The following is a 13608-nucleotide window of genomic DNA, read 5'->3' as shown; positions in this document are numbered from 1 at the left end:
GGCCGCCGGGTCTTCGCCCTCGCCTACTCCCGGCTCGGCAACGACCTGCGCGCCCGGTCCGCCCCGGCGGACCTGCGGCTGAGCCTGGAGCGGCTGTGGCCCGCGGTCGCCCGGCACGGCCTGTTCAAGCCGGTGGCGATACCGCTGATCGGCGCCGGCCTGTCCCGCCTGGTCGAACTCGACCGCACCCAGCTGCTGTTGCTCGTCGTCGAGACCTTCACCCGCAGCCTCGGCCTGGATCCCGCGGTCTGCCCCGAGCTGCGCGTCGTCCTGCGCGCCGGCGATCTGGAGCGGACCGACCTGTCGGTGGTCGAGTCGTTCCTGCGCGGTGTGGACGAGCGGGGGCCGGCGCTGGGGCCGACCGGCGTCGGCTGAACTGGTCACGTCCCCAGCTAAGTCCCGTTCCCGCTTCCGCGGACAGCCACCGCCCGCTTCCGGAGCGCTTCCGGGCCGCCGTCCCCCGGGCGGGCCCGTCCCGCACGCCCCTTTCGTCATGGAGACGAGAACGCGTGGAGGTCGTCACGGAGACGAGAACGGGGGGACGTCGTCGTGGAGACGAGAACGGGGGGACGTCGTCGTGGAGACGAGAACGGTTGGACGCGAAAACGGGCGAGCTGAGGGTCAAGCGGGGGTCCGGTGGTCAGGATGGAGGCATGGGATTCCATGTCGACTCCGAGGCCGGGCGGCTGCGCCGCGTCATACTGCACCGGCCGGACCTAGAGCTCAAAAGGCTCACCCCCAGCAACAAGGACGCCCTCCTCTTCGACGACGTGCTCTGGGTGCGCCGGGCGCGCGCCGAGCACGACGGGTTCGCCGACGTGCTGCGCGACCGCGGGGTGGCCGTCCATCTCTTCGGGGATCTGCTCGCCGAGACCCTGGCCCTCCCCGAGGCCCGCACGCTCGTCCTGGACCGGGTCTTCGACGAGAAGGAGTACGGGCCCCTCGCCACCGACCACCTGCGCGCCGCCTTCGACCGGCTGACCCCGGACGAGCTGGCCGAGGCCCTGGTCGGCGGCATGACCAAGCGGGAGTTCCTCGCCGCCCACGCGGAACCGGCCTCCGTCCGCTTCCACGTCATGGACCTGGACGACTTCCTCCTGCGCCCGCTGCCCAACCACCTGTTCACCCGCGACACCTCGGCGTGGATCTACGACGGCGTCTCCATCAACGCCATGCGCTGGCCCGCCCGGCAGCGCGAGACCGTCCACTTCGAGGCGATCTACCGGCACCACCCGCTCTTCCGTGAGGAATCGTTCCGCATCTGGTCCCGCGGGCAGGCCGACTACCCCTCCACGATCGAGGGCGGCGACGTCCTGGTCATCGGCAACGGCGCCGTGCTGATCGGGATGAGCGAGCGCACGACCCCGCAGGCCGTGGAGATGCTGGCGCACAAGCTGTTCGCGGCCGGTTCCGCGCGCACCATCGTCGCGCTCGACATGCCCAAGCGGCGGGCCTTCATGCACCTCGACACGGTGATGACCATGGTCGACGGTGACACCTTCACCCAGTACGCCGGGCTCGGCATGCTCCGCTCGTACACCATCGAGGCGGGGGCCGGTGACCAGGAACTGAAGGTCACCGACCACCCACCGGAGCACATGCACCGGGCGATCGCCGCCGCGCTCGGCCTCGGCGAGATCCGGGTGCTGACCGCCACCCAGGACGTGCACGCCGCCGAACGCGAGCAGTGGGACGACGGCTGTAACGTCCTCGCCGTGGAACCGGGTGTCGTCGTCGCCTACGAGCGGAACTCCACCACCAACACCCATCTGCGCAAGCAGGGCATCGAGGTGATCGAGATCCCGGGCAGCGAGCTGGGCCGGGGCCGGGGCGGTCCCCGGTGCATGAGCTGTCCCGTGGAGCGGGACGCCGTATAACCGCAGGTGGCCGACGACAGGTCGCCGTATATAAATGTGAAGGATCGTATAGACTTCCAGGGTCCCCTGTAGTCGACATACGGAGCGCCCGCCATGGCGACAGTCCCGACCGCCCTCGCCGGCCGCCACTTCCTCAAGGAGCTGGACTTCACCGAGGAGGAGTTCCGCGGCCTGGTCGAGCTGGCCGCGGAGCTGAAGGCCGCCAAGAAGGCCGGGACCGAGAAGCGGTACCTGCGCGGGCGGAACATCGCGCTGATCTTCGAGAAGACCTCGACGCGCACCCGCTGCGCGTTCGAGGTCGCCGCGGCCGACCAGGGCGCCCACACGACCTACCTCGACCCGTCCGGGTCGCAGATCGGGCACAAGGAGTCGGTGAAGGACACCGCCCGCGTGCTGGGCCGGATGTACGACGCCATCGAGTACCGGGGCGACAGCCAGGACAAGGTCGAGGAGCTGGCCGCCCACGCCGGCGTGCCCGTCTACAACGGCCTCACCGACGACTGGCACCCCACCCAGATGCTGGCCGACGTGCTCACGATGACCGAGCACAGCGCCAGGCCGCTGCGGGAGACCGCCTTCGCCTACCTCGGCGACGCCCGCTTCAACATGGGCAACTCCTACCTGGTCACCGGCGCCCTGCTCGGCATGGACGTACGGATCGTCGCCCCGAAGAGCTACTGGCCCGCCCAGGAGATCGTCGACCGCGCCCGGGCGCTGGCCGCCGCGAGCGGTGCCCGCGTCACCCTCACCGAGGACGTCGCCGAGGGCGTCGCGGGCGCCGACTTCGTCGCCACCGACGTCTGGGTCTCCATGGGGGAACCCGTCGAGGTGTGGGACGAGCGGATCGCCGCCCTCGCCCCCTACGCCGTGACCATGGACGTCCTGCGCGCCACCGGCAACCCGGACGTGAAGTTCCTGCACTGCCTGCCGGCCTTCCACGACCTCGGCACCGCGGTGGGGCAGTGGATCCACGAGACGCACGGGCTGAGATCGCTGGAGGTCACGGACGAGGTCTTCGAGTCCGCCCACTCGGTCGTCTTCGACGAGGCCGAGAACCGCCTGCACACCATCAAGGCGGTGCTGGTCGCCACACTCGGCCGCGAAAGCCTTGCCTGACCCGCGCCACCAGGCATTATCCTGACCGGCGGCCCGGAGCCACCCCTTCCGGTGCCGTCGCCGCGCCGCTACGACAGGCGCCCGCACCACCAGAATCGAGCACCACCCGCATGCCCGCTCCCCGCATCAAGTCCCCGCACCTGCTCGTCGCCGAATCCGGCGCCGACCGCGAGGGACACGGCCTGAAGCGCACCATGGGCCTCTTCCAGCTCATCTGCTTCGGCGTCGGCGCCATCGTCGGCACCGGCATCTTCGTCGGCCTCTCCGACTCGGTCGCCCAGGCCGGCCCGGCCGTCGTCGTCTCCTTCGTCCTCGCCGCGCTGACCTGCGTCTTCACCGCCTTCTCCTTCGCGGAGCTGGGCGGCGCGATCCCGGTCTCCGGCTCCTCGTACTCCTTCGCCTACGCCGGCCTCGGCGAGTCCACCGCCTTCCTCGTCGGCTGGTGCCTGCTGCTGGAGTACGGCATCTCGATCTCGGCCGTCGCGGTCGGCTGGAGCCAGTACGTCAACGAGCTGCTGCACAGCCTCACCGGCTGGCAGCTGCCGGCCGCGCTGTCCGCGGGTCCGGGCGACGGCGGTGTCGTCAACCTCCCGGCCGTGATCGTCATCGCCATGGCCTCGGTGCTGCTGGTGCGCGGGGTGCGGGAGAGCGCCCGGGCGACGGCCGCCATGGCCGCGGTCAAGCTCGCGATCCTGCTCGCGTTCTGCGTGATCGGCTACAGCGCCTTCAAGGACGGCAACCTCACCCCGTTCTCCCCGGCCGGCCTCGGCGGCATCGGCGCGGGCACCACCGCCGCGTTCTTCTCCTACATCGGCTTCGACGCGATCACCACCGCCGGCGAGGAGGCCAAGAACCCGCGCCGGGACATCCCGATCGCGATCCTGGTCTGCATGGGCCTGGTCACCCTGCTCTACTGCGCCGTCGCGCTCGCCGCCATCGGTGCCATCGGCGGCGACCAGGTCGCCGGCCGCTCCGCGGCGCTCTCCTACGTCGTCAACCAGGTCACCGGCTCCACCGTCGGCGGCGGTGTCATCGCCTTCGGCGCGGTCGTCGCCATCGCCTCCGTGGTGCTCGCCGTGATGTACGGCCAGACCCGCATCCTGATGTCGATGTCCCGGGACGGCCTGATCCCGCGCGTCTTCGAGAAGGTGTCCCCGAGGACGTCTACGCCGGTGGCCGGCACGCTGATCGTCGCCGTCGTCTTCGCGGTTCCGGCGGCCTTCGCCTCCCTCGACGCCGTGATGAACCTGTGCACCATCGGCACGCTCGCCATCATGGCCGTCGTCAACATCGCGGTGATGGCGCTGCGCCGCCGCGAACCGGGCCTCACCCGCAGCTTCCGGGTGCCGCTCTACCCGGTGGCCCCGCTGCTCGGCGTCGCTTTCTGCCTGTACCTGATGTACGAGACCGGCTGGCGGACCTGGCTGCAGTTCGCCGTGTTCCTCGTGGTGGGCCTGCTGGTCTACGTCGCCTACGGCCGCCGGCACTCCACGCTGGCCCGGCCGGCCGCGGGGGCACCGGCCGACGACGTCACGCCGGCCGTCGCTGAGCGGGAATCACAGGCAGTCTGAACCACACCGCCTTGCCCGACGGGGTGGGGCGGTGCCCGCAGGACGAGCTGAGGGCGCGGATCAGCAGCAGCCCGCGCCCGCCCTCCTGCCACGGGTCCGGCTCCTCGATCACCGGCCGGGTCAGATGGCCGGGCGGCGCCGGATCCGGGTCGTGCACCTCGACCTGGCAGCCGGTCGGCAGCAGCTCCACCACCAGCTCTATCGGGCCGCGCCCGGCGGTGTGCTCCACCGCGTTGGCCACCAGCTCGGCCGTGAGCAGCTCCGCCGTGTCGCAGTCGGCCAGGTGCTCCACCTCGGTGAGGGCCGTGCGCACCAGGGCACGTGCCGCGGGCACCGCGGCGGCGGTGTGCGGCAGCGCGATGCGCCAGGAGGCCGAGTCGGCGGGGCGTTCGTGCAAGGCGAGTCCGTTCATGGAGCAGGCTGTCCTGCTTTCGACTACGGAAATGGTACGGGCCCGCCCCTCAGGACCGTCGGCGGGCTTCGCCCGGGACCCCTCGGCCCCGGTACGGGCGGCCTACCCGGCCGGCCCCCTCGCCTCGCCGCCCGGGGCCCCTTGTTACCGCCCTGTCGACGATCCGTGACGGATGTGACCCGGCCGGCCGCGGAAGTGGCGGCACCCCGCCGGTCGGCGCAGGCATGTCGCGTGCCCGTGACGACAGTCACAAACAAGTGATAACTTCATGAGGCAGAGCAACGTACGGCACGCCCCCAAGGAGTCCGCACGTCATGAGTCCCTTCACCGGCTCGGCCGCCCACACCGACGACTGGGCACATCTGCGGGTCCGCCTCGACGACGGGGTCGCCACCGTCACCCTGGCCCGCCCCGAGAAACTCAACGCCCTGACCTTCGGCGCCTACGCCGACCTGCGCGATCTGCTCGCCGAACTGTCCCGCGAGCGGTCGGTACGGGCCCTGGTACTGGCCGGCGAGGGGCGCGGCTTCTGCTCCGGCGGCGACGTCGACGAGATCATCGGGGCCACGCTGTCGATGGACACCGCCCAGCTGCTCGACTTCAACCGGATGACCGGGCAGGTCGTCCGGGCGATCCGGGAGTGCCCGTTCCCGGTGATCGCCGCGGTGCACGGTGTGGCGGCGGGGGCGGGCGCGGTCCTCGCCCTCGCGGCCGACTTCCGGATCGCGGACCCCTCGGCGCGCTTCGCCTTCCTCTTCACCCGGGTCGGACTGTCCGGCGGCGACATGGGCGCCGCGTATCTGCTGCCCCGGGTCGTCGGTCTCGGCCACGCCACCCGGCTGCTCATGCTCGGCGACCAGGTGCGGGCACCCGAGGCCGAGCGCGTCGGCCTGATCAGCGAGCTGACGGAGGAGGGCGGGGCGGACGAGGCCGCCCAGACCCTGGCCCGGCGGCTGGCCGACGGCCCCGCCCTGGCCCACGCCCAGACGAAGGCCCTGCTGACGGCGGAGCTGGACATGCCGCTGGCGGCCTCGGTGGAGCTGGACGCCTCGACCCAGGCCCTGCTCATGAACGGCGAGGACTACGCGGAGTTCCACGCGGCCTTCACGGAGAAGCGCCCGCCCAAGTGGCGGGGGAGGTGAGCCGCCGTGCCCACCCCGGCAGTGCCGGCCCCGAAGGCGCCGGCGATCGCGCGGCCGGCCGCGGCGGACATGCGGCCGCCGCACCCGGCCGGCCGGCCCCGGCGCATCGCCGTCATCGGCGGCGGCCCCGGCGGGCTGTACGCGGCGGTCCTGCTCAAGCGCCTGGACCCGGCGAGGGAGGTCACCGTCTGGGAACGCAACGCACCGGACGAGACCTTCGGCTTCGGCGTCGTCCTGTCGGACGAGACCCTCGGCGGCATCGAACACGCGGATCCGGCCGTCCACGAGGCCCTGCGGCGCGACTTCGTCAGCTGGGACGACATCGACATAGTGCGCCGGGGCACCACGCACCGGTCCGGCGGACACGGGTTCTCCGCTCTCGGCCGCCGCCGGCTCCTGCAGATCCTGCACGACCGCTGCCGCTCCCTCGGCGTACGGATCGACTTCCGCACGGAGGCCCCCCACCCGGACGTCCTCGCCGCCGAGTACGACCTCGTCATCGCCGCCGACGGCGTCCACAGCGCCACCCGGGCGGCGTACGCCCGGGTGTTCGGCCCCCAGGTGACCGAACACCGCTGCCGCTACATCTGGCTCGCCGCCGACTTCCCCTTCGACGCGTTCCGCTTCGAGATCGCCGAGACCGAGCACGGCGTCATGCAGCTGCACGGCTACCCCTACGCGGCCGACGCCTCCACCGTCATCGTGGAGATGCGCGAGGAGGTCTGGCGGGCGGCCGGATTCGGCGACATCAGCCCGCGCGAATCCGTCGAGCGCTGCGCCAAGGTCTTCGCCGACGCCCTCCGCGGGCGCCCTCTGCGCTCCCACAACCCGGCCTGGACCAGCTTCCGCACGGTGGTCAACGACCGCTGGTCGCACGGCAACGTCGTGCTCCTCGGCGACGCCGCCCACACCGCCCACTTCTCCATCGGCTCCGGTACCAAGCTCGCCGTGGAGGACGCCCTCGCGCTGGCCGCCTGCCTGGAGGAACAGCCCGACGTCGGCAGCGCGCTCGCGGCCTACGAGGAGGAGCGCAAGCCCGTCGTCGCCTCCACCCAGCGGGCCGCCCGGGCCAGCCTGGAGTGGTTCGAGGACCTGGAGCTGTACCTCGGCCAGTCGCCCCGGCAGTTCGCCTTCAACCTGCTCACCCGCAGCCGCCGCGTCACCCACGACAACCTGCGCCTGCGCGACGCCCACTTCACCGAGGCCGTCGAGCGCGAGTTCGGCTGCCCGCCCGGCACTCCGCCGATGTTCACGCCCTTCCGGCTGCGTGGCCTGACCCTGCGCAACCGGGTGGTCGTGTCGCCGATGGACATGTACTCCGCCACCGACGGCGTGCCCGGCGACTTCCACCTCGTCCACCTCGGTGCCCGCGCCCTGGGCGGGGCCGGCCTCGTGATGACCGAGATGGTGTGCGTCAGCGAGGAGGGCCGGATCACCCCCGGCTGCGCCGGCCTCTACACCGGCCGGCAGGCCGAGGCATGGCGGCGCGTCACCGACTTCGTGCACCGGCAGGTGCCGGGCACCGCGATCGGCGTCCAGCTGGGGCACTCCGGCCGGAAGGGGTCCACCAAGCTCATGTGGGAGGGCATGGACGAGCCGCTGGACACCGGCAACTGGCCCGTCGTCGCCGCCTCCCCGCTGCCGTACACGCCGGACAGCCAGATCCCGCGCCGGCTCTCCCGGGCCCAGCTCACGGACATCCGCGAGCAGTTCGCCGCCGCCGCGTGGCGGGCCGCGCGGGCCGGCTTCGACCTGCTCGAACTGCACTGCGCCCACGGCTACCTGCTCTCCGGCTTCCTCTCCCCGCTCACCAACCTGCGCACCGACGCCTACGGCGGCTCGTTCGAGCGGCGGCTGCGGTTCCCGCTGGAGGTCTTCGACGCCGTACGCGCGGTGTGGCCGGCCGAGCGGCCGATGACCGTCCGGATCTCGGCCACGGACTGGGCGGAGGGCGGGACGAGTGCCGAGGAGGCCGTCGGGATCGCCCGGGCCTTCGCCGCGCACGGCGCCGACGCCATCGACGTCTCCACCGGCCAGGTGGTGGCCGAGGAGCGGCCGGAGTTCGGGCGGTCGTACCAGACCCCCTTCGCCGACCGGATCCGGCACGAGGCCCGCGTCCCGGTGATCGCGGTCGGCGCGATCTCCTCCTGGGACGACGTCAACTCGCTGATCCTCGCCGGCCGCACCGACCTGTGCGCGCTGGCCAGGCCGCATCTGTACGACCCGCACTGGACCCTGCACGCGGCGGTCGAACAGGACTACACGGGACCCGGGGCGGTCTGGCCCGCGCCCTACCGCGCGGGCAGCCGGCGCCCGCGGACCGGACGCACGGACGCCCCCCGGCCCCGTCTCACACTCGGCGGCTGAGCCCCCGGCCCCTCTCACGGTCGGCGGCTGAGCCCCCGGCTCCGGCTCACGCTCGGAGCGCCGAGCCCCGCGGTCCCGGCGCTCCGGGTGGGCGGTGCCGGGTGGGCGGTGCGGGTGGGCGGTGCCGGGTGGGTGGTGCGGGTGGGCGGTGCCGGGTGGGTGGTGCGGGCGGGCGGTGCCGGGCGGGGACTCACAGGCCGGCGAAGGCCGCTCCCGCGTCCCGCAGCCGCGCGTGCAGCCCCCGGAAGACCTCCGCCGAGCGGACGCCCGGCCAGTCGGCCGGGAGCAGGTGGGTGGGCAGGCCCGGGTCGGTGTAGGGCAGGTGGCGCCAGGAGTCGAGGGCGAGGAGGTAGTCGGCGTACGCCTCCTCGGCCGGGGTGTCCGCGCGGCGCTCCCAGGCGTGCAGCACCGGTGCGTGCACGTCCAGGAAGCGCTCGTGCTCCTTGGCGATGGCGGCGAGGTCCCACCAGCGGGCCACCGCGTCGGCCGTGGGCGCGAACCCCAGGTGCTCGCCCCGGAAGAAGTCCACGTAGGGATCCAGACGCAGCCGGCGCAGGGTGTGCTCCGTCTCCTCGTACAGCCGGGCCGGGGCGATCCACACCCCGGGGGCCGCCGTGCCGAAGCCGAGGCCCGCCAGCCGGGAGCGCAGCACATGCCGCTTCTGCCGCTCCGACTCGGGGACCGAGAACACCGCGAGCACCCAGCCCGCGTCCGCCACGGGCGTGCCGGCGTAGATGCGCCGGTCGCCGTCCTCCAGCAACTGGCGTGCCTCACCGGACAGTTCGTACCCGGCCGCGCCGGACTCCGTGCGGGCCGGCCGCAGCAGGCCGCGCCGTTTGAGCCGGGACACCGAGGAGCGTACGGACGGGGCGTCCACGCCTACGGCGGCCAGCAGCCGGATCAGCTCGGCGACGGGCACCGGGCCGGGCATGAAGCGGCCGTACGCGCCGTAGAGCGTGACGATGAGGGACCTGGGGGCGTGCTGGTCGGACACGTTGATCATTTTAGGTCGTCGGCATCACTGCCGGTCACCTTCGGTGCGCAGGCGGAACCGCTGGAGCTTGCCGGTGGCCGTGCGGGGCAGCGCGTCCACGAAGACGAACTCGCGCGGGCACTTGTACGGCGCCAGTTCGGAGATGAGGAACGCGCGCAGCGTCTCCGGGTCGCGCGGGGCTCCGGCGCGCAGCACCGTGTAGGCCACGACCACCTGCCCGCGGATCTCGTCGGGGCGGCCCACGACCGCCGTCTCGGCCACGTCCGGATGGCGCAGCAGGGCGTCCTCCACCTCCGTGCCCGCGATGTTGTACCCGGCGGAGATGATCATGTCGTCGGCCCGTGAGACGTAGTGGAAGTAGCCGTCGGCCTCGCGGACGTAGGTGTCGCCGGTGACGTTCCAGCCGCCCCGCACGTACTGCCGCTGGCGCGGGTCCGCGAGGTAGCGGCAGCCGACGGGGCCGCGGACGGCCAGCAGGCCGGGCTCGCCGTCGGGCAGGGGCCTGCCGTCGGCGTCCTGGACACGCGCCTGCCAGCCGGGCACCGGCAGGCCCGTGGCGCCCGGCCGTATGTGCTCGTCGGCGGCGGAGAGGAAGATGTGCAGCAGCTCGGTCGCGCCGATGCCGTTGATGATGCGCAGGCCCGTGCGCTCGTGCCAGGCCCGCCAGGTGGCCGAGGGCAGGTTCTCGCCGGCCGACACGCAGCGCCGCAGGGACGACACGTCGTGCCCGTCCAGGTCCTCCAGCATCGCGCGGTAGGCGGTCGGCGCCGTGAACAGGACCGAGACGCGGTGCTCGGTGATCGCGGGGAGCAGCTGGCGGGGGCCGGCCTGTTCGAGGAGGAGGGAGCTGGCGCCGGCCCGCAGCGGGAAGATCACCAGCCCGCCGAGGCCGAAGGTGAAGCCGAGCGGGGGAGTGCCGGCGAAGACGTCGTTCTCATGGGGGCGCAACACATGCCGGGAGAAGGTGTCGGCTGTTGCGAGCACATCCCGGTGGAAGTGCATACACCCTTTCGGGCGACCCGTGGTGCCGGAGGTGAACGCGATCAGGGCGACGTCGTCGGCCGCGGTGTCCACTGCCCGGAAGGCGGTGTCGGGAGCGGGGCGGCGCAGCAGGTCGTCGGGGGTGTCACCGCCGTACGTCGTGATCCGCAGCCCGGGTATCCCGGCCTTCGCCAGGTCGTCCACCGCCCGGATGTCGCACAGCGCGTGGCCGACGCGCGCGATCTCGCACAGGGTCTCCAGCTCGTGCGGGCGCTGCTGGGCCAGCACGGTGACCGCGACGGCCCCCGCCTTCAGCACGGCCAGCCAGCAGGCGGCGAGCCAGGGGCTGGTGGGGCCGCGCAGCAGCACCCGGTTGCCCGGGACGACGCCCAGCGTGCCCGTGAGCACGTGCGCGATCCGGTCCACCCGGGCGCGCAGCGCACCGTACGTCCAGACCGGTCCCGCCTGGGTGTGGAACGCCGGCCGGGCCGGGTCGGCGTGGTCCAGGAGCTCCGCCGCGCAGTTCAGCCGATCGGGGTAACGCAGCTCCGGCAGGTCGAACCGCAGCTCGGGCCACTCGTGCGGCGGGGGCAGATGGTCCCGCGCGAAGGTGTCGACATGGGCCGAGAGGTGCATGGCGGTCCGCCCCCTTGCCGTGACAGATGTCCGAACGGGCTTCCTGGTGGGCTCGCGGATCGAGCGTATCGTGTTGGTGACGACAGTCAACTGTGCGCGATAACGTCGGGAGGGCAGGTGGGGAGGGGCCCGCCTCGAAGGCGACGGGGAAGGCCCGGCCGGCCCTCCCCGGAGGGAGGACGGCCATGTCCGCATTCTCACTCGCACCGGAGCAGACCGCCTGGTGTGCCGAACTGCGCGCGCTGGCCGCCGAGCGGCTGCGCCCGCTCGCCGACCGGGGCGAGCCGGGCCGGGTCAACCGGCCGCTGATCGCCGAACTCGGGCGACTGGGCCTGCTCGCGCGGCTCTTCACCTCCGGCGCGCTGGACCTGTGCCTGATGCGGGAGTCCCTCGCCCGGGCCTGCACCGAGGCGGAGACCGCCCTCGCCCTCCAGGGGCTGGGCGCACACCCGGTGCACGCCCACGGCACCCCGGCCCAGCGCGCGCGCTGGCTGCCCCCGGTCGCCGACGGCCACGCGGTCGCCGCCTTCGCGCTGAGCGAGCCCGGAGCCGGCTCGGACGCGGCGGCCCTCGCCCTCACGGCCGAACCCGACGGCGGCGGCTGGCGGCTCACCGGTGCCAAGTGCTGGATCTCCAACGCGCCCGAGGCCGACGTCTACACCGTCTTCGCCCGCACCACACCCGGCGCCGGGGCCCGCGGGGTGACCGCCTTCCTCGTCCCCGCCGACCGGCCCGGACTCACCGGCAGCGCCCTGGAGATGCTCTCCCCGCACCCCGTCGGCGCCCTCGACTTCGACGCCGTGCCCGTCACCGCCGCCGACGTGCTCGGTGAGGCCGACCGCGGCTTCGCCGTCGCCATGGGCACCCTCAACCTCTTCCGGCCCAGCGTCGGCGCCTTCGCGGTCGGCATGGCCCAGGCGGCGCTGGACGCCACCGTCGACCACACCAGCAGGCGCGAGGCGTTCGACGGCCGGCTGATGGACCTTCAGGCGGTCTCCCACCAGGTCGCCGAGATGGCCCTGCGCACCGAGGCGGCGCGGCTGATGGTGTACGCGGCGGCCGCGGCCCACGACGCGGGTGCCGACGGCGTCCCCCGGCGCGCGGCGATGGCCAAGCTGCTCGCCACCGAGACCGCGCAGTACGTCGTCGACACCGCCGTCCAGCTGCACGGCGCGCGGGCCCTGCGCCGCGGCCACCTCCTCGAACACCTCTACCGCGAGGTGCGCGCGCCCCGCATCTACGAGGGGGCCAGCGAGGTCCAGCGGGGCATCATCGCCAAGGAGTTGTACGCCACGGCACAGAAGGAGGCCCGGTGACGACCGAGCGCGTCAACCCGCCCGAGCTGTCCCCGCCCACGGGCTTCACGCACGCCGTCGTCGCCGCCGGTTCCCGCGTGGTGTTCCTCGCCGGACAGACCGCCCTGGACACCGAGGGCGGAATCACCGGCGACACACTGCCCGAGCAGTTCGAGAAGGCCCTCGGCAACCTCCTCACCGCCCTGCGCGCGGCCGGTGGCGGCCCCGCCGACCTCGCCCGGGTCACCGTCTACACCACGGACGTCGCCGCCTACCGCGAACACGCGCGCCGGCTCGGGCGGATCTGGCGGGAGTCGGCGGGCCGCGACTATCCCGCGATGGCCGTCGTGGAGGTCGTACGGCTGTGGGACGAGCGGGCACTGGTGGAACTGGACGGATTCGCCGTACTGCCGTGACCCCGGGAGGCCGTGACCTCCGGCCCGCGAAGCGCCGACCCCTGAACCGCCAGCCCGTGCACGGCCGGCCCGTGAACCGCTCGGCCCGCTGAGCGCCAGCCCCTGAACCGCCCGGCCCCCGGACCCCCGGCCCCCGCACCTCCGGCCCGCGAACCGTCTGCCCCCTTCCGCGGGCCGGTCCGGGCCGCCCCGGACCCGCCCTCGGGTCCGGACCGGGCCGTACGGTGTCATGACGCGCCACCGATGGGGTGACGGTCACGCCCCTCGGCGGGGGCGAGCAGTACCAGTGGAGCCCTCGATCCCCTGGAACAGGGAGGCACTCCATGCCCGTACGCCCCGTCCTCGCCACGGCCCTCGGTGCCGCGGCCCTGCTGTGCGCCGCCGTCGGCCCGGCCCGCGCCGCCGAACCCTACGAGGTGATCACCGTCGACCCCGTCGGCCGGATCGCGCCCGACGGCACGGTGACGCTGACCGGCGGCTACCGCTGCACCGGCGGTACCGGACCGGTGCTCGTCAGCTCCTCGCTCAGCCAGGGCGACCCCCGCCTCAAGCAGGGCATCGGTGGCGGTACCGCCCGGTGCGACGGAGCCGAACACCGCTGGCAGAACTCCGGCAAGGTCTCCGCGCGGGCGCTGAAGTCCGGAGCGGCGCGGGTGGAGGCCACGCTCACGGAGCTGCGCCCGTCGGGCATCCTGCTGGTGCCGGCCTTCCACGCGGCGACCGAACAGGACATCACGCTCGTCCAGGAGTGACACGCGAGCTCCTGCGGTGCGCCGGGGCGATCGTCACCCCGCGCCCGCT

General features: G+C 73.3%; 12 protein-coding genes. 9 read left to right on the top strand and 3 right to left on the bottom strand.

Annotation, left to right across the window (positions count from 1 at the left end):
- The 4 genes from GT045_RS16810 to GT045_RS16795 form a co-directional block, all read left to right on the top strand.
- The coding region (locus tag GT045_RS16810) for a macro domain-containing protein (protein WP_237538654.1) at positions 1-375 on the top strand (375 nt) is incomplete at its 5' end.
- Between the two features lie 278 nt (positions 376-653).
- Positions 654-1877 carry an arginine deiminase gene (locus GT045_RS16805; protein ID WP_161334668.1) on the top strand — a complete coding sequence of 408 codons (1224 nt, stop codon included), beginning with the start codon at positions 654-656 and terminating at the stop codon, positions 1875-1877.
- A 93-nt stretch (positions 1878-1970) separates the two neighbouring features.
- Positions 1971-2993, top strand: a complete 1023-nt coding sequence (argF, locus tag GT045_RS16800; protein WP_161298098.1) for an ornithine carbamoyltransferase — start codon at positions 1971-1973, stop codon at positions 2991-2993.
- A gap of 110 nt (positions 2994-3103) precedes the next feature.
- Positions 3104-4564 carry an amino acid permease gene (locus GT045_RS16795; RefSeq protein ID WP_161334667.1) on the top strand — a complete coding sequence of 487 codons (1461 nt, stop codon included), beginning with the start codon at positions 3104-3106 and terminating at the stop codon, positions 4562-4564.
- Here the strand turns inward: GT045_RS16795 and GT045_RS16790 are convergent.
- Entirely contained in the window at positions 4524-4976 is a 453-nt protein-coding gene (locus GT045_RS16790; protein ID WP_161298096.1) for an ATP-binding protein, read from the bottom strand. The two genes, GT045_RS16795 and GT045_RS16790, sit on opposite strands and share 41 nt — an antisense overlap.
- A 314-nt stretch (positions 4977-5290) precedes the next feature.
- On the opposite strand from GT045_RS16790, the gene GT045_RS16785 reads away from it, so the two are divergent.
- On the top strand, positions 5291-6118 hold the full coding sequence (locus tag GT045_RS16785; RefSeq protein ID WP_161298095.1) for an enoyl-CoA hydratase family protein: 828 nt from the start codon (positions 5291-5293) through the stop codon (positions 6116-6118).
- 69 nt (positions 6119-6187) lie between these two features.
- Positions 6188-8485: a bifunctional salicylyl-CoA 5-hydroxylase/oxidoreductase gene (locus GT045_RS16780; RefSeq protein WP_161296652.1), complete on the top strand. Its 2298-nt coding sequence runs from the start codon at positions 6188-6190 to the stop codon at positions 8483-8485.
- Positions 8486-8675: 190 nt separating this feature from the next.
- Here the strand turns inward: GT045_RS16780 and GT045_RS16775 are convergent, their stop codons facing one another.
- Complete coding sequence (locus GT045_RS16775) at positions 8676-9488, bottom strand: PaaX family transcriptional regulator C-terminal domain-containing protein (RefSeq protein ID WP_161298148.1); 813 nt, start codon at positions 9486-9488, stop codon at positions 8676-8678.
- Positions 9489-9503: 15 nt separating this feature from the next.
- Positions 9504-11096: an AMP-binding protein gene (locus tag GT045_RS16770; protein ID WP_161334666.1), complete on the bottom strand. Its 1593-nt coding sequence runs from the start codon at positions 11094-11096 to the stop codon at positions 9504-9506.
- A gap of 185 nt (positions 11097-11281) precedes the next feature.
- Here GT045_RS16770 and GT045_RS16765 point away from each other — a divergent pair, with 185 nt between their 5' ends.
- From GT045_RS16765 to GT045_RS16755, 3 genes are all read left to right on the top strand, one after another.
- Positions 11282-12412 carry an acyl-CoA dehydrogenase family protein gene (locus GT045_RS16765; RefSeq protein WP_161334665.1) on the top strand — a complete coding sequence of 377 codons (1131 nt, stop codon included), beginning with the start codon at positions 11282-11284 and terminating at the stop codon, positions 12410-12412.
- Positions 12409-12807, top strand: a complete 399-nt coding sequence (locus GT045_RS16760) for a RidA family protein (protein ID WP_161334664.1) — start codon at positions 12409-12411, stop codon at positions 12805-12807. Before GT045_RS16765 ends, GT045_RS16760 begins: the two co-directional genes overlap by 4 nt.
- A gap of 323 nt (positions 12808-13130) precedes the next feature.
- Complete coding sequence (locus tag GT045_RS16755; RefSeq protein ID WP_161334663.1) at positions 13131-13559, top strand: DUF6299 family protein; 429 nt, start codon at positions 13131-13133, stop codon at positions 13557-13559.
- The last annotated feature ends 49 nt before the right edge of the window (positions 13560-13608 follow it).

It is taken from the genome of Streptomyces sp. SID486 (assembly GCF_009865385.1).
Taxonomy (GTDB): domain Bacteria; phylum Actinomycetota; class Actinomycetes; order Streptomycetales; family Streptomycetaceae; genus Streptomyces.
This window is presented reverse-complemented; position numbering and strand designations above follow the sequence as displayed.

Bases quoted from the DNA above. Each gene is read 5' to 3' on its own strand.
- GT045_RS16805 (WP_161334668.1), top strand. From the start codon at position 654: ATGGGATTCCATGTCGACTCCGAGGCCGGGCGGCTGCGCCGCGTCATA.
- argF (WP_161298098.1), top strand. From the start codon at position 1,971: ATGGCGACAGTCCCGACCGCCCTCGCCGGCCGCCACTTCCTCAAGGAG.
- GT045_RS16795 (WP_161334667.1), top strand. From the start codon at position 3,104: ATGCCCGCTCCCCGCATCAAGTCCCCGCACCTGCTCGTCGCCGAATCC.
- GT045_RS16790 (WP_161298096.1), bottom strand. From the start codon at position 4,976: ATGAACGGACTCGCCTTGCACGAACGCCCCGCCGACTCGGCCTCCTGG.
- GT045_RS16785 (WP_161298095.1), top strand. From the start codon at position 5,291: ATGAGTCCCTTCACCGGCTCGGCCGCCCACACCGACGACTGGGCACAT.
- GT045_RS16780 (WP_161296652.1), top strand. From the start codon at position 6,188: ATGCGGCCGCCGCACCCGGCCGGCCGGCCCCGGCGCATCGCCGTCATC.
- GT045_RS16775 (WP_161298148.1), bottom strand. From the start codon at position 9,488: ATGATCAACGTGTCCGACCAGCACGCCCCCAGGTCCCTCATCGTCACG.
- GT045_RS16770 (WP_161334666.1), bottom strand. From the start codon at position 11,096: ATGCACCTCTCGGCCCATGTCGACACCTTCGCGCGGGACCATCTGCCC.
- GT045_RS16765 (WP_161334665.1), top strand. From the start codon at position 11,282: ATGTCCGCATTCTCACTCGCACCGGAGCAGACCGCCTGGTGTGCCGAA.
- GT045_RS16755 (WP_161334663.1), top strand. From the start codon at position 13,131: ATGCCCGTACGCCCCGTCCTCGCCACGGCCCTCGGTGCCGCGGCCCTG.